The following is a 19,975-nucleotide window of genomic DNA, read 5'->3' on the forward strand; positions in this document are numbered from 1 at the left end:
CGCAAAGCCCTGCCTGACGGGAGATGCCGTCTTATGCAGGGCGCTGCCCTGCACCTGCCAGAGGGCTCGCCCTCCGGACTCCAGAGTTTTTCGCCAGATCCCACTCGGCCAGCACGTCGGGGTCCCGCTCGCCCGGCGGCGGGGCCGGGGGCAGGCGCCCGAGGCGGGCGAGCGCCCACACCGCCATGCCGCGCACCAGCGGCGAGGGATCGCCCAGGAGGCGCTCGGCCTCGCCGGAAAGGCCCTCGTCCCCCGAATTGCCGATGGCGATCAGCACGTTGCGCAGGAAGCGGTCGCGCCCGGTGCGCTTGATCGGCGTCCCGGCGAAGCGCCTGCGGAATGCCGCATCGTCGAGCCGGGCCAGCTCTGCGAGGGGAGGGGCCGCGAGGTCGTCGCGGGCGGTCAGCCGCGCCTCCCGGGTCGCCGTCGCGAACTTGTTCCACGGGCACACCGCCAGGCAATCGTCGCAGCCGAAGACCCGGTTGCCCATCGGCACTCGGAATTCCGGCGGGATCGGCCCCGCATGCTCGATCGTCAGGTAGGCGAGGCAGCGCCGTGCATCCAGCTGGTAGGGGGCCGGGAAGGCGTCGGTCGGGCAGGCATCGAGGCAGCGCCGGCAGCGGCCGCAATGGTCGCCCTCCGGTGCGTCCGCCGGCAATTCCGCTGTCGTGTAAAGAGCGCCGAGGAGCAGCCAATTGCCGAAGTCCCGCGACAGCAGCACGCTGTGCTTGCCCTGCCAGCCGAGCCCGGCGGCAGCCGCGAGCGGCTTCTCCATCACCGGCGCGGTGTCGACGAAGACCTTGATCGCGGCCCCGGCCTTCACCGCGAAGGCGCCGCCCAGCTCCTTCAGCTTGCCCTTGATCACGTCGTGATAGTCGCGCCGCCGCGCATAGACGGCGATCGAGCCGCGCGAAGGATCCCGGAGCGCCGCCAGCGGGTCGCTTTCCGGCCCGGCATTGACGCCGAGCATCACGATGCTGCGCACCTCCGGCCACAGGCGTGCCGGATCGGCCCGCTCGCCCGTCCGCTCCTCCATCCAGGCCATGTCGCCATGGTGACCGGAGGCGAGCCAGGCGGCCAGGCGCTCCGGGAGGGCCGGCACCGCGTCGGGCCGGGTGATCGCCAGGGCGTCGAAGCCCAGCGCCCGGGCGCGGGTTTCCAGGAAGTGGCGCAGGGCGTGAGGGGTCAGAAGTCCAGATCCGCGTAATGATCGGCCGGCGCCATCCCGGCCACCCGGTCGGTGAGCAGGCTGCGGAAGGAGGGGCGCGACTTCACCCGCGCGTACCAGTTCCGCGCCATCTCGTCCTCGTCCCACGGCACGTCGCCGAGATAGTCGACGCAGGACAGATGTGCCGCCGCGGCGAGATCCGCGTAGGTCAGCTGGCTGCCCGCCAGCCAGTTCCGGCGCGAGATCAGGTAGCCGATGTATTTCAGGTGATAGCGCACGTTGCTGCGCGCCGCCCGGATCGCGTTCATGTCCGGCGGGCCGCCGCCATGCTGCGAGGTCATGAAGCGCTTGTGGATCTTCTCGGTGACGAGGTAGCCGGTCACCTCCTGGTCGAACTTCTGCAGGAACCAGTCGAGCAGGCGGCGCACCTCGACCCGGGCGGCGGGGGATTCCGGCAGGAGCCGGAGCCCGCTCAGGCCCAGCCCCCGCGTCTCGTCGAGGTATTCGGCGATGATGCTGGCGCCCGGCACGGCGAGCCCGCCTTCCTCGACCAGCACCGGGGTGGTGCCGGCCGGGTTCATCATCAAAAATTCCTCCCGGCGCTCCCACGGGCGTTCTTCGACGAGGTGGGGCTCCATGCCCATCTCGGCCATGATCAGGCGCACGAAGCGGGAATGCGGGCAGAACGAGGAGTGATGGAGCGTCGCCATGCGGGGCCGTTTCGCGCTTCGTCTGTTGGCTGGCCTTGAAGGTCGGCTCGCGGTGGGTCGTAGGCGTCAGGCTTGACCCGATCGTGTTTAACGTCCGGTCACCGGTTCATAGAGATCTTTCGGCATCCTTAACACGGGTGACGGGTGCTGGTAACCGAGCCTCAACCCTGCCGATGCAAGACTCCTGCGCGACGCCCGAGCCGCCGGCACGCCCCTCATCATAGAGCTCCACCACAGACTTGCCACAGAGCTGGCGCCGTACCGGCGGGCACGACGCGGGCGGCACGGAGCCGGCCCCCGTTTCTTCATCCCCGCCGGACGCGGTCGCGACCGCCCGCGGCGCGACCACGAGAGCAGACGACATGACGACGGCGACGAGAGGGTTGGGCGCGTCAGCGCGCGGCATGAGCTCCGAACGGGGAGCCCGGTGATGGACGTCGCCAGCATCGGCAAGGCCGTGGTGCTCGCCCTCGTCGAGGGCGCGACCGAGTTCATCCCGGTCTCCTCGACCGGGCACCAGCTCCTCGTCGGCCACTTCATCGGCTTCGAATCGCCCAACAACACCTTCGAGGTGCTGATCCAGCTCGGCGCCATCCTGGCCATCGTCGGGGTCTATTTCCGCCAGCTCCTCGACCTGCTGCGGCGCGCGCCCCGCGACCCGAATGCCCGCCGCTTCATCCTGGCGATCCTGGTGGCGTTCCTGCCCGCCGCCATCGTCGGCGGCCTGTTCTCGAAATACATCAAGTTCTACCTGTTCAACCCCTGGATCATCTGCTCGACGCTGGTCGCCGGCGGCCTCGTGCTGCTCGTCATCGACGAGACCGAGATCGAGCAGAAATACGACGACGTGCACCAGTTCTCGCTGCCGATGGCGCTGAAGATCGGCTTCTTCCAGTGCCTGGCGATGATCCCCGGCGTGTCGCGCTCCGGCGCCACGATCGTGGGGGCGATGCTGATGGGCTCGGGCAAGCGCGCCGCCACCGAGTTCTCGTTCTACCTCGCCATGCCGACCATGGCGGGCGCCTTCGCCAAGGACCTGCTCGACAACTACAAGAACCTGTCGAAGGACGATGTCGGTCTGATCGCCATCGGCTTCGTGGTGGCGTTCCTGTCGGCGCTGTTCGTGGTGCGCAAGCTCCTCGACTACGTCTCCCGCCACGGCTTCGCGCTGTTCGCCTGGTGGCGCATCATCGTGGGCGCGGCGGGCTTCGCCGGGCTGATCGTCTTCGGCTGACGGACCTCGAGGCGGGGTCCCCCAAAGGGGCCTCGATCGAGAGACCGCGACCCGACAGACCGCGACCCGACAGACCTCGACCCAAGAGGTCTCGACCAAGGCCGGGTGGCGCGGTTATGTCCTGGCCCCAGGGAGTGACCCGCGCCACGAGGACCCGCCATGGACGATACGACGCTCGCCGCCGCGTTTCCGGCCGCCACGGAGGCGCAGTGGCGTGCCCTGGTGGATGGGGTGCTGAAGGGGGCCGATTTCGAGAAGCGGCTGGTGCGCCGCACGCCGGACGGAATCACGGTTCGGCCGCTCTATCCGCCGGCCGACGCCGCTGCCCAGCCCGGCCGCGCGACGCCGGGGCGCTGGCGGGTGAGCCAGCGGGTCGACCATCCGGATCCCGCCGAGGCCAACGCCCTGGCGCTGACCGACCTGGAGGGCGGCGCCGACGCCCTGACCCTGGTGATGGCAGGCAGCCCCGCCGCCCGCGGCTTCGGCCTGTCCGGCCCGCAGGACCTGGAGGCGGCGCTCGCCGACGTGATGCTGCCGCTGATCGGCCTGCGGCTCGATGCCGGCGCGGCGGCGCCCGAGGCCGCGAAGGCCCTGCTCGCCCTGGCCAAGGCCCGGGGCGACGATCTCGCCGCCCTCGACATCGATCTCGGCCTCGATCCGGTCGCGGTGCAGGCCGCCACCGGGGCGGCGCCGTCCTGGCCCGGCCTCGCCGATCTCCTGCGCGAATTCGAGGCGCAGGGCTTTGCCGGCCGCGCCTTCCTGGCCGATGCCCGCCCCTTCCACGAGGCCGGCGCCGGCGAGGCGCTGGAACTCGCCTGCGTCCTCTCCGGGGCGCTCGCGACCTTGAGGGCGCTCGAGGCCGACGGGCATCCGCTCGAGCGCGCCCGCTCAGCCCTGGCCTTCCTGCTGGTGGCCGATGCCGACGAGTTCCTGACGGTGGCGAAGACCCGGGCCCTGCGCCGCCTCTGGGCACGGGTCGAGGAGGCGAGCGGGCTCGACCCCGCGCCAATCCGCCTCCACGCCGAGACCGCCTGGCGCAGCACCACCACCCGCGACCCCTGGGTCAACATGCTGCGGGCGACCACCGCCGTGTTCTCGGCGGGTCTCGGCGGGGCCGACGCGATCACCGTGCTGCCCTTCACGGCGGCGATCGGCCTGCCCGACGCCTTCGCGCGCCGCTGCGCCCGCAACACCCAGCACGTCCTCCTCGACGAGGCCAATCTCTGGCGCGTCGCCGACCCGGCCGCCGGCGCCGGCGGCTTCGAGGCGCTGACCGACGCGCTCTGCGCCGAGGCGTGGTCGCTCTTTCAGGCGATCGAGCGGGAAGGGGGGATCGCCGGGAGCCTGCGCTCCGGCGCGCTCGCGGGCCGCCTCGCGACCCTGCGGCGGTCGCGCGATGCCGACCTCGCCACCCGCCGCCAGCCGATCACCGGCACCAGCGAGTTCCCGGACCTGCACGAGGCGCCCGTGGCGGTGCTCAGCCCCGCCCCGGCGGCGGAGCCGGCTCCCGAAGGCGCGCTGCCGTCCCGGCGCCTCGCGGAGCCCTACGAGGCCCTGCGCGACGCCTCCGACGACATCCTCGCCCGCACCGGCCGGCGCCCGCGCGTGTTCCTGGCCAATCTGGGGCCCCTGAGCGCCTTCAACACCCGCGCCACCTTCGCCCGCAACGCCTTCGAGGCCGGCGGCATCGAGGCGGTGACGAACGAGGGCTTTGCGGACCATGCCGCCCTGGTCGAGGCCTTCCGGGCCTCCGGCACGCCGCTCGCCTGCCTGTGCTCCTCGGACGCGGTCTATGCCGAGCAGGCGGTGCCGGCCGCCGAGGCCCTGCGGGCGGCGGGCGCCACCACGATCACCCTCGCCGGCAAGCCCGGCGAGCTCGAAGCCGCCTTGCGGGCGGCCGGCGTCGCCCACGACCTCTATGCCGGCTGCGACCTCGTGAAGCTGCTGGGGCAGGCGCAAGCCGCGGCAGCCGCCTGAGGCCGCACACCGCATCCCGGGCCGGTACCGTCCGGCCCGGGTCGCCCTATGTCGTGAGCACCGTGACCGAGATCCTGTTCTACCACATGCAGCGCCAGCCCCTGGAGACGGTGCTGCCGAACCTCCTGGAGAAATCCCTGGAGCGGCAATGGCGCGTCGCCGTGCAGGCGACGAGCGAGGAGCGGCTGCAGGCCCTCGACGACCATCTCTGGGTCTTCTCCGACGAGAGCTTCCTGCCCCACGGCACCGATCGCGACCCCGATTGCGGCACCCAGCCGGTGGTGCTGACCCTGCGCGACGCCAACCCGAACGGCGCCTCGATCCGCTTCCTGGTCGAGGGCGCGCCCCTGCCCGACGACGCCGCCAGCTACCAGCGCATCTGCATCCTGTTCGACGGCACCGACCAGGATGCCCTGCTGCACGCCCGCGAGCAGTGGCGCAGCGCCAAGGAGGCCGGCCACAGCGTCGCCTACTGGCAGCAGGACGAGCGCGGCCGCTGGCAGAAGAAGGCCTGACAACCCGGGCCCCCGCCCGCGAGGAGACGTCATGACCCGCCTCACGACCCGCATCCTCGCGCTCGCGGCCGCCCTGCTGCTCGGATCCGCGCCGCTCCTCGCGCAGCCGGCCCGACAGGAGACGCGCCAGCAAGAAGCCCGACAGGACACCCGCCAGCCGGACGGGCGGCGCCTACCGCCCGACGCGACGACGCAGCACAGCCTGTCCCTCTCCGACGGCCGCTCCCTGAGCTTCACCGCCGTGGCCGGCAGCCTGCCGCTGGTCGACGAATCCGGCAAGCTCCAGGCCGAGATTGCCTTCACGGCCTTCACCCTGCCGGAGCGCGAGGCCAGGACGAGGCCCGTCACCTTCGCGATCAATGGCGGGCCGGGCGCCGCCTCGGCCTATCTCAACCTCGCGGCGGTCGGGCCCTGGCGCCTGCCCCTCGACGGCACGAGCATCAGCCCCTCGATGGCGCCGGTGGCGGTGCCGAACGACGAGACCTGGCTCGACTTCACCGACCTCGTCTTCATCGACCCCGTCGGCACCGGCTACAGCCGCGCCGCCGGCGACGACGGGAAGCGCTATTACGGCGTCGAGAGCGACACGGCGGTGCTGTCGGCGGCCATCGCCCGCTGGCTGCGCACCAACGACCGGCTCACCTCCCCGAAATTCTTCCTCGGCGAGAGCTATGGCGGCTTCCGCGGGCCGCTGATCGCCCGCAAGCTCCAGGACGACGTCGGAATCGGGCTCTCGGGGCTGGTCCTGCTCTCGCCGGTGCTCGATTTCGGCTATCTCCAGCCGCCGCGGCACAATCCGTTGGGTGCCGTGACGCGACTGCCCTCGCTCGCCGCCGCCGGCCTGGAGCGCCGCGGGGAGACCCCGGACCCCGCCCGCATGGCGGAGGCCGAGGCCTATGCCACCGGCCCCTACCTCACGGATCTCCTGCGCGGGCCCGCCGATTCCGCCGCCATCGACCGGATGACCGAGCGCGTCGCGGCCCTGACCGGGCTCGATCCCGCCCTGGTGCGCCGCCAGGCCGGCCGGCTCTCGGGGTCGAGCTACCAGCGCGAGGCCGACCGCGATGCGGGGCGGGTGGCGAGCGCCTACGATACCGGCGTCACCGGCTGGGACCCGGATCCGAGCGCGGCGCAGGGGCGCTTCGTCGATCCGATCCTCACCGCCATGCAGGCACCGCTCACCAGCGCCATCGTCGACCTCACCGCCCGCACCCTGAACTGGCGGGTGCCGAACCTGCGCTACGAGCTTCTCAACAACGCGGTCAACGGCAGCTGGAACTGGGGCGGCGGCCGCTCCCCGCCGGAGGTGGTGGGCGAGTTGCGCCAGGCCCTCGCCCTCGACGGGGCGATGCGGGTGCTCGTCGCCCACGGCTATACCGACCTCGTCACGCCCTACTTCGCCTCGAAGCTGATCCTCGACCAGATCCCGCCCTATGGCCGCGAACGGCGCCTCTCGCTGTCGGTCTATCCCGGCGGCCACATGTTCTATTTCCGCAAAGGCTCGCGGGCGGCCTTGCGCGGGGACGCGCTCCGCCTCTACGAGACGGCCCTGGCCGCGCGGCGGAGCGGCGGCGACGGACGATGACGAGCGGGGCACGATGCGGCGGACGGTGATCGGAATCGCCTTGATGGGGCTCGGCTTGATCGGGCTTCCTCTGGCCGGCTGCAGCAGCACCGACCGCGCCGCCCCGCCGGTGAACCTCGCGGCCCCGGTCAAGCCGCCCCCGCCGCCCGCCCCGAGCTGGGGCCCGGTCCTGGCGCAGGACGGCACCTGCACCGGGTCGGTCCCGGCGACGGCGACCGAGATCGCCCCCGGCATCCCCGAATGCGAGCTGGTGCGGCTCAAGGGCAAGCCGCCGACCGACGTGCTCGTCGGCGAGAGCGGGCGGGGCCAGCGCGAGGTGCAGGTGCTCTACACCGAGCCCGGCGCGAAGGAGCTGTATTTCTTCGTCAACAACCGCCTCGACCGGATCGTGAAGTAGGGCGAGCCGCACCCCACCGATTCCGGACGGCCGCCGCGCAGGTGCGCGGCGGTCCCGTCATGCGCTAACTTCATCGACGTCAGGCACTCCCCATCGGTCCGGGGACGTCCGCAGGCCGGCAAAAGGGACCACGAGCGTCATGCGTGAACCGAACGCGGTCGATTTCTGGCGCGGCATCGCCCTGATCACGATCTTCATCAATCACATCCCGGGCAACGTCTTCCAGAACTACACCTATTCCCAGTACGGGATCTCGGACGCGGCCGAGCTGTTCGTGTTCCTGGCCGGCTGGTCGATCGGCATCGCCACACGCGGGCGCGACGGGGTGCCGGAGCCGGCAGGTCGCACGGTGCTGCGTCTGCTCTCGCGCATGGTCGAGGTGTATCGCGCCCAGCTCGTCATCACCGCCATCGCGCTGGCGATGCTGGCGGGTGCGGCCCTCTACCTCGACAACCCGCTGCTGGTGGAGTGGCACAATGCCGGGCCGATCTTCAGCGACCCGATCCAGGCCACCGTCGGCTGGGTGACGCTGCTGCACCAGCTCGGCTTCTTCAACATCCTGCCGCTCTACGTCGTGCTGCTCGGCCTGGCGCCCGCCTTCGTGCTCCTGTCGCGGGTGCATCTCGGCCTCGCGATCGGGATCTCGATCCTGCTCTACGCCGTCAGCCTGGTCTTCGAGATCAACATCCCGAGCTGGCCGATGGAGGGGCACTGGTTCTTCAACCCGCTGTGCTGGCAATTGCTGCTGGTGCTCGGCTTCGCGGCGCATGAGTGGCGGCGCAGCTCGGAGCGGTTCCTGGCCTGGCGCCGCAGGCTGATGCCGCTCGGCATCGTCATCGTGCTCGTCGGCGCGGTCCTGTCCTGGTTCAACCTGCGGCCCGACCCGCTGGCGGTGCCGGAGCCGCGGCTCCTGTTCATCTTCGACAAGTCCTACCTGTCGCCGGCCCGTCTGGTGCACTTCCTCGGCGTGCTCCTCGCCTTCCAGGCGGTGTTCGGCCTCGTCCAGCCACGGGCGCGCTGGCTCACGCGGCAGCTCGCCGGCCTCGGCCGAAACTCGCTCGCGGTGTTCTCGGTCGGTTCGGTCGCCAGCCTCGGTGCACAACTGATTCGTTTCTGGAGCGGGGGAGGTTTCGCGACGGACATATTTGTCGTAGGGTGCGGGTTGGCTTCTCTCTCCTTCACGGCATGGTTCGTCGAATGGCGCTCTCGCTCTCCCCGGCCCTCCTCGGCGGCGTGAGCCTCGCCATGGCGTCGTGCCTCGGCTTCGCCGTGCAGGCGCAGTCGACGACGCCGCAACCGGCCCAGGTTCAGCCGGCGCCCGTCCCGCCCCAGCCGGCCCTTGCCGAGATCCCGGCGCTCCAGGCCACCGCGCCGAGCCCGGACGCGCCCGATCCGAGCCTCTCCCCGGAATGCCGGGTGCCGGGCTCCAAGCTCTACACGCTGGCCAAGCTCAAGGCGGTGAAGAAAGCCCTGCGCGAGCACCGTGCCGTCCAGGTCCTGACCATCGGCTCCAATTCCGGGGGGCTCGGCACCGCCGCCACCTACCCGGTGCGCCTCGAAGACGCGCTGACCCGCTCCCTGCCCGACATCGAGGTGACGGTGGAGAGCCGCGGCGTCTCCGGCGAGATCGCCTTCGGGGCGGCCGAGCGCCTGCGCAACCAGGTGGCGGAGATCGAGCCCGACCTCGTGGTCTGGCAGGTCGGCGGCAACGACGCGCTTGCCCGCGTCGACATCGAGGACTTTTCGCAGTCCCTCGCCGAGACCGTGGCCTGGATCAAGTCCCACGGCATCGACGTGGTGCTGGTGGATCCCCAATACACCGCGAGCCTCGCCAAGGACGATTACTACCGCCAGTTCGTCCAGGCGATCCAGAAAGTCGCCGAGCGCGAGCAGGTGCCGCTGGTCCAGCGCTACGAGGCGATGCGCTACCTCGCCACGCGGGCGATCAGCGCCCTCAAGGGCGACACGGCGCAGTCCGGCGCGGGCTTCCGCCTGGCCGATCTCGGCTATCGCTGCATGGCCGAGCATGTCACCCGGGCGATCACCGTCTCGCTGCTCCAGCCCGACGTGGCACCGGTGCCGGTGACGCCGGTACCGGCCAACTGAACCGCCGCGTCGCCACCTTTCTTCACACCCGCCACGTCAATCCGGGGCCGCGCCGCGGAACCCGGAATCCGGACACTCAGGTGATCCAGGATGACGCGGAACGCGATCCGCCTATTTCCGGAAAGCCTGCGGCTCCGGATCCCGAGCTCCGCGACGCGGACCCGGAACGACGTCACGGATGGCACCAACGTCGAGAGAAGGCAGGACAAGAAGCAATGCCAAAACCCTGGCTGATCGCCGCCGCCTGCATCGCTCTCCTCGCCGTGCCCCCCGCCTCCCACGCCGCTGAACCCCTGCGCCTCGTCCTCGCCACCGCGACGCCCGGGGGCGGGTTTCCGGCCTATGGCGAGGCGCTGGCGGCGGCGATCCGGGAGGTGGATCCGGACCTCACCCTGGAGCTGCGCGCCAGCAAGGGTTCGACCGAGAACCTCGTGCTCCTGCGCGACGGTCAGGTCGATCTCGGCCTCGTCCAGGGCGAGTACGCCTACGAGGCGCTGTCCGCGCAAGGCACGCCCCCGGCCGTGACGGTGGTCGCGCCGGTCTACGCGGCACCGGGCCTGTTCGTGCTGCCGGCCGAGAGCCCGGTGCGCGGCATCGACGACCTGCGCGGCAAGCCGGTCGCCCTCGGCACGCGGAGTTCCGGCCTCACCGCCATGGGCCGGACCATCCTGCGCGGATCGGGCATCGACCCCGAGCACGACATCCGCCCGATCCTCCTCGACCATGCCGGCGACGGCCCGGCGATGGTGCGGGACGGACGGGCCGCGGCCCTGTTCGGCGGCGGCACCGGCTGGCCGGGCTTCCTGGCGATGGCCGAGGCACCGGGCGGCGCCCGCTTCCTCGGCCCCTCGGCGGCGGCGCTTCCCGCGATCCTGGCGGCGAGCCCGTCCCTGCGGCGCATCACCGTCCCGCCCGGCACCTTCCCGGGCCAGGATCAGGCGATCGAGACGGTGGGGTCGTGGAGCTTCATCCTCGGCAAGCCCGGCCTCGACCCGGCCTCCGCCGCCCGTCTCGTCGCGGCGATCGACAAGGCGAAGCCGGCCCTCGCCCGGCGCCTGGCGCATGAGCGGCCGAGCGATCCCCGCGATCTCGCGGAAGCGGTTCCGGCTTCGTGGCTCCACCCCGCCACGGCGGCCTTCCTGCGCGGCGAGTAGGCCACGGTCGCATCATCGGCCGGTGTGTTCCCGTGGACACATAGTCTGAAACGTTATTACAGTGCGTTTCCAAGTGTTGCTCCCCGGCGGGCGGCCTGCCATGGATGCGGCCGCCAAGGTTCCCCGGGTGCGAGCCCGCGGGTGAAGAGGGAACTCGGTGAGCCGTTCGGATGCGCAGGTATCCGCGGCGAGGCCGAGGCTGCCCCCGCAACTGTGAGCGGAGAGGTTCCGCCGCCGATGGCCACTGATGCTCCGACACCGGGAAGGCCGGCGGGACCGATGATCCGCGAGCCAGGAGACCTGCCTTGAGCCTGCGCCGTCCGGCGCGGTCACGTCCTGCGGGCGGTGCGGCCCCCGGGGGAGCGCTCGGGCTGTCCGCCGCGTGGCCGCGCGGGCGCCGCCTGCTGCTCGCCCGGAACGCGCCGCACGGCAACCATCGAGTGCGCTCCGTGAGAACCCGTCCGCCGCTCCACCGTCCCCGATCCGGCCCGCGCCCGATGCCCGTCCTGGCGACCGCCCTGGGCTTCAGCCTCGCGGTCAGCGCCGCGCAGGCACAGGAGACGATCGCCCTCGACGAGGTCGTGGTGGAGGGCCCGCGTCCGTCCGGGCCGGCGCTCCCGGCGCTCTCCTCCGCGGCTGCTGGCACGATCGGGCTCATCGGTCCCACCCCGGGCTTCCGCGGCGACCGGGCCGTCAGCGCGACGCGGACCGACACGCCGCAGCGCGACGTGCCGCAGGTCGTCACCGTCGCCCCGCGCGAGGTCATCACCGATCTCGCCGCCACGCGCGTCGACCAGGTCTTCACCTACACGCCCGGCGTCGCCCAGCAGAACAATTTCGGCGGCCTGTCGGTGTTCAGCTACGCCATCCGCGGCGTGACCACCTCCGAGTTGTACAAGAACGGCTTTCCCCTCAACCGCGGCTACCCGCCCCCGCCCGACGCCCAGAACGTCGAACGGATCGAGGTGCTCAAGGGCCCCGGCGGCGGCCTGTTCGGGCGCAGCGACCCCGGCGGCCTGATCAACATCATCACCAAGCAGCCGACGCGCGAGCGCTTCGTCGAGATGGGCAGGCTGTGGGGCTCGTTCGGGCAGGTCCGCGGCACGGTCGATTCCGGAGGCAGCCTCAACGAGGACGGCACGCTCCTCTACCGCTTCAACCTCGCGGCCGGACGCCAGGACAGTTTTCGCGATTTCGTCGACGGCGACCGGCTCCTGGTCGCGCCGGTGGTGAGCTGGCAGGTCACGCCCGACACGAAGGTCACCGTCGAGACCGAGTTCCTGCGCAACCGCACCGTGTTCGACCGCGGCGTCATCGCCATCGACAAGCAACTCGGCTTCCTGCCGATCTCGCGCTTCCTCGGCGAGCCGGGCCAGAGCATCCATCAAGCGTCCGACTCGATGCAGGTCCGGATCGATCACCGTTTCGATGCCGACTGGCAGATGCGGCTCGCCACCTATTTCAACACCGGAAGCCTCGTCGGCGAAGCGGCCGAGATTCGCGCCATCGCGGCCGACAACCGCACCGTCTCGCGCGACCGCAATTTTCGCGATTACCGCTGGGACGTGGCCATCGGCCAGGCCGAACTGGTCGGACGCTTCGACACCGCCGGGATCGGCCACACCCTGCTCCTCGGCGTCGAGCGCGAGAGCACCGACAGCCGCACGGTCTACCTGCGCTCCAACGTCCGCACCAACCCCTACGCGATCGACATCTATGATCCACGTTACGGCCAGCCGCCGCCGCCGTACACGATCCCGCGCAACAACATCGAGCACATCACCAACACCGCGCTCTACGCGCAGGATCAGCTCGTTCTGTCGCCGGAATGGAAGGCGCTCGTCGGCGTGCGGTTCGACATCTTCGAGGATTCGTTCCGCGAACGGGTTCCGCGCAGCCAAGCCGACCAGAGCTGGGCCGCCGCCTCGCCACGGGCCGGCCTCGTCTACCAGCCGCTCCCGGAACTCGCGCTCTACGCCAATGTCGGCACCAGCTTCCGGCCGAATATCGGCCCGGATGCCGCCGCCGCATCGCCCGGCCGGCCGGTCGAACCCGAGACCGGCCTCGGCTACGAGATCGGCACGAAGCTCGACCTGTTCGGGGGAGCGTTGAGCCTCACCGGCGCCGCCTTCCGGGTCGAGCGCCAGAACGTGCTCACCCCCGATCCGCGCAACAGCGGCTTCTCCATCGCGGCGGGCGCGGTGCGCAGCCAGGGCTTCGAGTTCACGGCGGCCGGTCAGATCACGCCGGAGATCAAGCTCCTAGCCGGCTACGTCTTCGCCGACGCCGTTGTCACCAAGGACAATCTCCTCCCGGTTGGTGCGGCACTCATCAACGTGCCGCGCCACTCGGGCAGCCTGCTCGCGGTGCACGAGGTGCAGGAGGGCCCCTGGAAAGGCCTTGGACTCGGCGGCGGCGTGCGCGCCGTCGGCGAGCGGGCGGGCGACGCCGCCGGCAGCGGCTTCCGGCTGCCAAGCACCATCGCGGTCGATGCGCTCGCCTATTACCGCTGGGAAAATGTCCGGTTCGGCCTGAACGTCGAGAACGTGTTCGACACCACGTATTACGAAAGCTCGCTCAGCGCGTTCCGGGTCTATCCGGGGGCGCCGCGCCGGTTCACCGGCACCCTGTCGGTGCGATTCTGATGGCAGCGTTCCTCCGCAAGGGCGATGCCGGCCGCAAGGGCGATGCCGGCCGCGATGCCGCCGCCGCCCGCGCCCGGCGCTACCGCCAGGGCCTCGCGCCGGTCCTGGCTCTCCTCGCCGCCGAGGCCGGCAGCACGCCCGAGGGCATCGCCGCCTCCTTGACCCGGCGCGGGGTGCGCAAGCCCCGCGGCGGCCGGGTCTGGACGCCGCCGGACGTGCGCCGGCTCCTCTCCCGGCTCGCCGCCGAGACCGGGTCATGACGGCACAGGGCACACCCTCCCCGCGCATCGGAGCGATCGATGCCTTGCGCGGCCTCGTCATGCTCCTGATGCTGGTCGACCACGCGCGGGAGACCTTCTTCCTGCACGCCCAGGTCCGCGACCCGATGGATCTCGCGGTCACCGCCCCCGACCTGGTGGTGACGCGGCTGACCTCGCATCTCTGCGCGCCGGTCTTCCTGTTGCTCACCGGGCTCTCGGCCCGCCTCTATGCCGGCAAGCACGGCACGGGTGCGGCGTCGCGCTTCCTCCTCACCCGCGGCCTGTTCCTGATCCTGCTCGAGGTCACGCTCGTGAACCTCGCCTGGACCGGCCGGCTCCTGCCGCCGGTCCTCTACCTGCAGGTGATCTGGGCGATCGGGCTCAGCATGGTCGCGCTCGCGGGCCTGATGCGGCTGCCGCAATGGGCGCTGGCGACGGTCGCGCTCCTGATCATGCTCGGGCACAACCTCCTCGACGGGATCGTGCTCGCGCCGGGCCAGGCAGGCTACACGCTGTGGTCGATCCTGCACCAGCGCGGCCTCCTCGACCTGCCCTGGGGTGTGGCCCGCACCTCCTATCCGGTGCTGCCCTGGATCGGCGTCGCGGCGGCGGGCTACGCCCTCGGACCGTGGTTCTCCCTCGATCCCGCCCCCCGGCGGCGCCGGCTCCTCGCCCTCGGGGCCGCGGCCCTTGCGCTCTTCCTGGTGCTGCGGGGGCTCAACGGCTATGGCGAGCCGGTGCCGTGGCAGGCCGGCCCGACCATGGGGGCGACGGTCCTGTCGTTCCTGAACCTCACCAAGTATCCGCCCTCGGCCGACTTCCTGCTGCTGACGCTCGGCCTCGGGCTCTGGCTCCTCGCCCTGTTCGAGGCGGTGCCGGCCGGGCGCCTCGCCTGGCTGCGGGTGTTCGGAGGCGCACCGTTGTTCTTCTATCTCGTCCATCTCTGGCTGCTGCGCGGGCTCTCTCACCTCGCTCTGGCGCTCGGCCTCGCAGGCGCTTCCGGCCGGATCGAGGCCGGTGCCCCGGCGCAGCTCTGGATGATCGCGGCGCTGATCAGCCTGCCGCTCTTTGCCGCCTGCCGCTGGATGGTGGGCCTGAAGCGGCGGGGGCGGCATCCCCTGCTGAGCTACCTGTGACGACGCGAACGAACCGTCGCTGCCGCGTGCTGTGGCGTTGATCTGGGACTGTCCGTCGTGGTCGACCTGCGCCGTCGGCAGGCTCGTGGTCGAGAGCCAGAGCGCGGGCAGAAGGACCGATAAGCGGGGGAGCAGAGTCAGGCCGCGATCATGCCTGTTGTTGCATCGACGCGCCCGCGCGCGGGGCAGGACGGGGATGTCCGCTGGTCGAACGCGCGGTCGCGGTGCTTGATGGCCGGCCCGTTCGGCATGTTTCTCATCTATGGCTAGGACGCCACAAAAAGCCGCCTCATCCGCGATTCCGGCAGTCTATCCGCGTGCCGCGCGTGAATGCAGCCGCATCCTTCGGATCGTTCCCGAGCAGAAGCATTTTTCGGCAGGCTATTCGATGCGTCATGCCATCAGAAAGGCTGGAACCCACCTGCCGCGCCGACGTTGTTAACCCCAGATGAACTGAGGAGATCACCCATGCGGACAGTCTTCACCGCCGGCGCGGCTGCGATCATCCTGGCCGGGTTCTCGGCTTCGGCGATGGCCGAGGAGACCACCGTGATCCATCGCGACCGGGCGCCGGGCATCGCGGTCGAGCATCGCGAGGGCATCGTCGAGCACCGCGACATCACCACCGGCAGCGTCGATTGCGGCTCCAAGACCGTCCACAAGGAGGACGGGATGGGCAATTCCAAGACCGTTCACAAGGAAGGCTGCAACTGACGTCTCGCGCCTTCAGGCGTGATCGGCAGCGGACCGCCCGGCGGACCGCTGTCACCCCGGACGGCTCAAGGGAGGGCGACGATCTCGCTTTCCCGAACGGCGCGCTCGCCCATCCGCGAGCGGATGCGATAGGCGGCTTCCCCGTTGCGATCCTCCGGCATCAGCCGCACGACCTCGAAGGCATCCATGTCGCTGGCATGGCTGTCGGACGATCCGGATCGCAGCATCCGCACGCGCTGATTCAGCTTGAACTTATGTGACATCGGCCACTCCTTCTGACACGCGGCGCTGCAGGGTGGGTCAACCCCGCTGGCGCGCCTTGCGGGCGGCGTAGCGAGCGTCGCGCGCGGCTTTCTGGTCGGCCTGCCGTGCTTCGGCGGTCCGCGCGGCCTCGGCAGCGCGCTCCGTCTCCTCGGCGGCGGCGATCTCGCGCCGGCGGGCCTCCTCGGCCGTCGCCTCGGCCTCTCGCGCGATCCGCGCCTCCTCCTGCACAGCCCGCTCGGCCTCACGCTCCGCCACACGGATCGTCCGCGCCGCAGCGATCGCCTGCCGGACGGCGCGTCGCGCCGCGAGGGCCGAGTCGTCGTCGGTGGTCCGCGCCTGGAACCGGGCGAGGGCGGCCTGCCGGGCCGCGGCGGCCGAGCCCAGGCGGTCGCCCAGGGAGGCTTCCTTGAACTTGCCCATCGCTCAGACCCGGCTCAGGGCGAGGGAGCGGATCGGGCGCGAGAACCGGTCGGCGAGGTGCCAGTGCAGCTCCCGGACCGAGTGATAGCGGTAGGTTCGGTCGATCAGGTGGCTGATGTCCTGGCTTTGGTCATCGACCTGCTGCCAGATCTGCTGCACCTGGAACGTGGCCGGCTCGATCGCCGCACCGGCAGAAGCAGAACGTGAAATAAAAGTAAAATTCACCCAGAGTAATCCATTTGAGGTCAGGCCCGCACCGTGGCGCAGGGCGAGGAATGCGGATGAAACCATCCGCATCCCGATCGTGAAGCAGTTACGCGGCGCGCAGGTTGCCGGCGGATTGCTTGCCGCTGCGACGGTCGGTCTCCATCTCGTAGGAGATCTTTTGTCCCTCCGAGAGGGTCTGCATGCCCGACCGCTCGACGGCGGAGATATGCACGAACACGTCCTTGCCGCCGTCATCCGGTTGGATGAAGCCGAAACCCTTCTGGACGTTGAACCACTTCACGGTGCCGATGGTCATTGTCGTATCCATAATCTGCAAGCGCATGGTGGAGCTCGGCACGCCGTCGGCAGCGCCAAGACTCAAGTCAATCGACGGATTTGGAGCGAGTGGCAGAGCATGCGCCAGCAACGAGGCGGCGGAGAGGCTCGGTAGTCAGGCCAACAATCGATATATCATTTCTAAATCAGATCGCGCCAGATAGCAAGGCGCTTGGAAAAATATTTGGAGCACCAGCCGGAACGACTGAAAAAGTCCGGCCAAGATCGCGGAAATTTCCGGAAAATTGTCCTGTAAAACGCTGTCTGCACTCACGAATTCGAGCATGGGCCGGCGGCCGGAGCGAGCCCCGCGACGGGTCCGAGTCCGGGCCCAGGATGCGGCTCCCGCTCGCTCAGGCGGCGCCGGCCGTCGCCGGGGCGGGCCAGCCGATGCAGGCCTCGTGGGCGCGGAAGTTGCGCAGCCACCAGCCCCAATCCTCCGGCACTAGCGAGAACGGGTCGGGATGCGCCAGCTCCCGCGCCGCCCAGACCGGCCAGTGCGGATTCGAGAGTGCGGGCCGCCCGAGGAAGACGAGATCGATGAGCTCGTCGCGGATCACCTGATCGGCCACGGCCGGCAGGCCGAGATTCCAGCTCACCCCGACCGGGATCCCGACCTCGCGCCGCACCCGCGTGCCGCGCTCGACCATGAACGACATCCGGGCGAAGGGCGGATCGGTCATCTCGTCGGTGTTGAAGCCGATCGAGAGGTCGGCGAGGTCGAGGCCGTGCGCCTTCATCCGGCCGACCGCCACGACCGCCTCGTCGAACTGCACGCCCTCCGGGTGGAGATCGTCGGAGCCGAGACGCATGGTGAGGGGCAGGCGCTCCGGCCACACCGCCCGCACGGCGTCCAGCGCCTCGAGGTGGAACCGCAGCCGGTTGTCGAGGCTGCCGCCGTACCGGTCGTTGCGCTGGTTGGCGAGCGGCGAGAAGAAGCTGGCGCCGAGATAGCCGTGGGCGAAGTGCATCTCCAGCCACTCGAACCCGGCCTCGTGGGCGCGCCGCGCCGCCTCCGCGTAGGCCCGATGGAGGCCGGCGATCTCCTCGATGGTCAGCTCCTCGACCGGGTAGGTGTAGCGTCCGCCATAAGAGATCGGGGAGGGGGCCTTGAGCTGCCAGCCGTCGGGATGGTCCGGTGGCAATTGCAGCTTGCCCTCCCAGGGCTTCTGCTCGCTGCCTTTCCGCCCGGTATGCCCGAGCTGGATCGCCGGCACGCCGCCCATGTCCTTGATGATGCGGGTGACGCGGGCGAGCCCCTCGATGTGGCGTTCGTCCCAGATGCCCGCGCAGGCGCTGGTCGTGCGTCCCTCGGGGGTGATCGCGATCTGCTCGGGGAAGACGAGCCCGAACCCGCCCGCCGCCCGGGAGCCGTAGAGCATCACGTGATAATCGCCCATCGCCCCGTCGACCGACCGGTGCATGGTCATCGGCGACATCGCGATCCGGTTGCGGAGCGTGACGTCCTTCAGGATGAAGGGGCTGAACAGGTCGGGCATGCGGCCTCGCGGGATCGGGCGGATCCCGCCCTGGGACCCAGAGCCTAGGCCAGTAAAACCATCGCCCGCAAGGGATTGGGGCGGCAGACGATCGTCCGCCGCCTTGACCTCGGCGTGAGGCAGCTCGTCGCCTTACTCGATCCCGAGCTTCGCCTTCAGGAGCGCGTTCACCGCTGCCGGGTTGGCCTTGCCGCCGGTGGCCTTCATGGTCTGGCCGACGAACCAGCCGAGCAGGGTCGGCTTGGCCTTGGCCTGCTCGACCTTGTCCGGGTTGGCGGCGATGATCTGGTCGATCGCCGCCTCGATCGCGCCGGTATCGGTGACCTGGCGCAGGCCGCGGCTCTCGACGACCTGACGCGGGTCGCCGCCCTCGCTCCAGACGATCTCGAACACGTCCTTGGCGATCTTGCCCGAGATGGTGCCGTCGCCGATGAGATCCACGATCGCGCCGAGCTGCGCCGCCGAGACCGGGCTGTCCTCGATCCCCTTGCCTTCCTTGTTCAGGCGGCCGAACAGCTCGTTGATGACCCAGTTCGCCGCGATCTTGCCGTCGCGTCCCTTGGCCACCGCCTCGAAGTAGTCGGCCGAGGCGCGCTCGGCCACCAGCACCGTCGCGTCGTAGGGCGAGAGGCCGTAGGACTCGATGAAGCGCGCCTTCTTGGCGTCGGGCAGTTCCGGCAGGCCTGCCGCCAGCGCGTCGACGAAGGCCTGGTCGAATTCGAGCGGCAGCAGGTCCGGATCGGGGAAGTAGCGGTAATCGTGCGCCTCTTCCTTCGAGCGCATCGAGCGGGTCTCACCCCTATTCGGGTCGAACAGGCGGGTCTCCTGGTCGATCGTGCCGCCATCCTCGATGATCGCGATCTGGCGGCGCGCCTCGACCTCGATCGCCTGGCCGATGAAGCGGATCGAGTTGACGTTCTTGATCTCGCAGCGGGTGCCGAAGGGGTCGCCGGGCTTGCGGACCGAGACGTTCACGTCGGCACGTAAGGACCCCTTCTCCATGTCGCCGTCGCAGGTGCCGAGGTAGCGCAGGATGGTGCGCAGCTTCGTCACGTAGGCCTTGGCCTCCTCCGAGGAGCGCAGGTCCGGCTTCGAGACGATCTCCATCAGCGCCACGCCCGACCGGTTGAGGTCGACGAAGCTCATCGTGGGGTTCTGGTCGTGCAGCGACTTGCCGGCATCCTGCTCCAGGTGCAGGCGCTCGATCCCGACCCGGATGCTCTCGCCGTCGGGGAGATCGACCAGCACCTCGCCCTCGCCGACGATGGGGCTCTTGTACTGGCTGATCTGGTAGCCCTGGGGCAGATCCGGGTAGAAGTAGTTCTTCCGGTCGAACACCGAGCGGTGGTTGATCTGCGCCTTGAGGCCTAAGCCCGTGCGCACCGCCTGGGCGACGCATTCGCGGTTGATCACCGGCAGCATGCCGGGCATCGCGGCGTCGACCAGCGAGACGTTGTCGTTCGGCTCGGCCCCGAAGGCGGTCGGCGCGCCGGAAAACAGCTTCGAGCGGCTGGTGACCTGGGCATGGATCTCCATGCCGATCACCACCTCCCAGTCGCCCAGCGCGCCCTTGATCAGCTTCTTGGGGTTCACGGGAGCGTTCATGAGGGTCTTCTGTCTCTCGCACGAACGCCCCTCTCCCGCGGGA

Annotated in this window: 20 protein-coding genes and 1 riboswitch; of the genes, 12 read left to right on the top strand and 8 right to left on the bottom strand. The window is 70.4% G+C overall.

Features of this window, described 5'->3' with window-relative positions:
• Nucleotides 1-31: 31 nt before the first annotated feature.
• Nucleotides 32-1,162 carry a tRNA epoxyqueuosine(34) reductase QueG gene (queG, locus tag DA075_RS04195; RefSeq protein ID WP_276330932.1) on the bottom strand — a complete coding sequence of 377 codons (1,131 nt, stop codon included), beginning with the start codon at nucleotides 1,160-1,162 and terminating at the stop codon, nucleotides 32-34.
• A gap of 23 nt (nucleotides 1,163-1,185) precedes the next feature.
• On the bottom strand, nucleotides 1,186-1,878 hold the full coding sequence (locus DA075_RS04200; protein ID WP_099952146.1) for a glutathione S-transferase family protein: 693 nt from the start codon (nucleotides 1,876-1,878) through the stop codon (nucleotides 1,186-1,188).
• 430 nt (nucleotides 1,879-2,308) lie between these two features.
• Here DA075_RS04200 and DA075_RS04205 point away from each other — a divergent pair, with 430 nt between their 5' ends.
• The 12 genes from DA075_RS04205 (at nucleotide 2,309) to DA075_RS04260 (ending at nucleotide 15,601) form a co-directional block, all read left to right on the top strand.
• Nucleotides 2,309-3,112, top strand: coding sequence for an undecaprenyl-diphosphate phosphatase (locus DA075_RS04205; protein ID WP_099952147.1), 804 nt, complete (start codon nucleotides 2,309-2,311; stop codon nucleotides 3,110-3,112).
• A gap of 159 nt (nucleotides 3,113-3,271) precedes the next feature.
• Nucleotides 3,272-5,089 carry a methylmalonyl-CoA mutase family protein gene (locus DA075_RS04210; protein ID WP_099952148.1) on the top strand — a complete coding sequence of 606 codons (1,818 nt, stop codon included), beginning with the start codon at nucleotides 3,272-3,274 and terminating at the stop codon, nucleotides 5,087-5,089.
• A 62-nt stretch (nucleotides 5,090-5,151) separates the two neighbouring features.
• Nucleotides 5,152-5,604, top strand: a complete 453-nt coding sequence (locus DA075_RS04215) for a DNA polymerase III subunit chi (protein ID WP_099952149.1) — start codon at nucleotides 5,152-5,154, stop codon at nucleotides 5,602-5,604.
• Between the two features lie 31 nt (nucleotides 5,605-5,635).
• Complete coding sequence (locus DA075_RS04220; RefSeq protein WP_099952150.1) at nucleotides 5,636-7,189, top strand: S10 family peptidase; 1,554 nt, start codon at nucleotides 5,636-5,638, stop codon at nucleotides 7,187-7,189.
• A 13-nt stretch (nucleotides 7,190-7,202) separates the two neighbouring features.
• Nucleotides 7,203-7,586, top strand: coding sequence for a hypothetical protein (locus DA075_RS04225; RefSeq protein WP_174800054.1), 384 nt, complete (start codon nucleotides 7,203-7,205; stop codon nucleotides 7,584-7,586).
• Between the two features lie 139 nt (nucleotides 7,587-7,725).
• The gene (locus DA075_RS04230; protein WP_099952151.1) at nucleotides 7,726-8,823 is read left to right on the top strand and encodes an OpgC family protein; all 1,098 of its coding nucleotides are present in this window, start codon (nucleotides 7,726-7,728) and stop codon (nucleotides 8,821-8,823) included.
• A complete protein-coding gene (locus DA075_RS04235; protein WP_099952152.1) occupies nucleotides 8,784-9,692 on the top strand; it encodes an SGNH/GDSL hydrolase family protein in 909 nt (302 codons plus the stop codon). The genes DA075_RS04230 and DA075_RS04235 overlap by 40 nt, the downstream gene beginning before the upstream one ends.
• A 215-nt stretch (nucleotides 9,693-9,907) precedes the next feature.
• Complete coding sequence (locus DA075_RS04240; protein ID WP_099952153.1) at nucleotides 9,908-10,846, top strand: TAXI family TRAP transporter solute-binding subunit; 939 nt, start codon at nucleotides 9,908-9,910, stop codon at nucleotides 10,844-10,846.
• 98 nt (nucleotides 10,847-10,944) lie between these two features.
• Nucleotides 10,945-11,168: riboswitch (cobalamin riboswitch) on the top strand.
• 175 nt (nucleotides 11,169-11,343) lie between these two features.
• Nucleotides 11,344-13,491, top strand: coding sequence for a TonB-dependent siderophore receptor (locus tag DA075_RS04245; RefSeq protein ID WP_099952154.1), 2,148 nt, complete (start codon nucleotides 11,344-11,346; stop codon nucleotides 13,489-13,491).
• On the top strand, nucleotides 13,491-13,751 hold the full coding sequence (locus DA075_RS04250; protein WP_099952155.1) for a hypothetical protein: 261 nt from the start codon (nucleotides 13,491-13,493) through the stop codon (nucleotides 13,749-13,751). The genes DA075_RS04245 and DA075_RS04250 overlap by 1 nt, the downstream gene beginning before the upstream one ends.
• Complete coding sequence (locus DA075_RS04255; RefSeq protein WP_099952156.1) at nucleotides 13,748-14,887, top strand: acetyltransferase domain-containing protein; 1,140 nt, start codon at nucleotides 13,748-13,750, stop codon at nucleotides 14,885-14,887. Before DA075_RS04250 ends, DA075_RS04255 begins: the two co-directional genes overlap by 4 nt.
• 468 nt (nucleotides 14,888-15,355) lie before the next feature.
• Entirely contained in the window at nucleotides 15,356-15,601 is a 246-nt protein-coding gene (locus DA075_RS04260; protein ID WP_099952157.1) for a hypothetical protein, read from the top strand.
• A gap of 65 nt (nucleotides 15,602-15,666) precedes the next feature.
• On the opposite strand, the gene DA075_RS04265 is transcribed toward DA075_RS04260, so the two are convergent.
• The 6 genes from DA075_RS04265 to gatB all read right to left on the bottom strand — a co-directional run bounded on the left by DA075_RS04265 (nucleotide 15,667) and on the right by gatB (nucleotide 19,932).
• The gene (locus DA075_RS04265; protein WP_099952158.1) at nucleotides 15,667-15,864 is read right to left on the bottom strand and encodes a hypothetical protein; all 198 of its coding nucleotides are present in this window, start codon (nucleotides 15,862-15,864) and stop codon (nucleotides 15,667-15,669) included.
• Nucleotides 15,865-15,901: 37 nt separating this feature from the next.
• The gene (locus DA075_RS04270; RefSeq protein WP_164712204.1) at nucleotides 15,902-16,285 is read right to left on the bottom strand and encodes a DUF6481 family protein; all 384 of its coding nucleotides are present in this window, start codon (nucleotides 16,283-16,285) and stop codon (nucleotides 15,902-15,904) included.
• Between the two features lie 3 nt (nucleotides 16,286-16,288).
• Complete coding sequence (locus DA075_RS04275) at nucleotides 16,289-16,576, bottom strand: hypothetical protein (RefSeq protein WP_420813110.1); 288 nt, start codon at nucleotides 16,574-16,576, stop codon at nucleotides 16,289-16,291.
• A gap of 22 nt (nucleotides 16,577-16,598) precedes the next feature.
• Nucleotides 16,599-16,808 carry a cold-shock protein gene (locus DA075_RS04280; RefSeq protein WP_048449032.1) on the bottom strand — a complete coding sequence of 70 codons (210 nt, stop codon included), beginning with the start codon at nucleotides 16,806-16,808 and terminating at the stop codon, nucleotides 16,599-16,601.
• A gap of 373 nt (nucleotides 16,809-17,181) precedes the next feature.
• The gene (locus tag DA075_RS04285) at nucleotides 17,182-18,327 is read right to left on the bottom strand and encodes an oxidoreductase (RefSeq protein WP_099952159.1); all 1,146 of its coding nucleotides are present in this window, start codon (nucleotides 18,325-18,327) and stop codon (nucleotides 17,182-17,184) included.
• Nucleotides 18,328-18,459: 132 nt separating this feature from the next.
• Complete coding sequence (gatB, locus tag DA075_RS04290) at nucleotides 18,460-19,932, bottom strand: Asp-tRNA(Asn)/Glu-tRNA(Gln) amidotransferase subunit GatB (RefSeq protein ID WP_099952160.1); 1,473 nt, start codon at nucleotides 19,930-19,932, stop codon at nucleotides 18,460-18,462.
• Between the last annotated feature and the right edge of the window lie 43 nt (nucleotides 19,933-19,975).

This window comes from Methylobacterium currus (assembly GCF_003058325.1).
Classification (GTDB): domain Bacteria; phylum Pseudomonadota; class Alphaproteobacteria; order Rhizobiales; family Beijerinckiaceae; genus Methylobacterium; species Methylobacterium currus.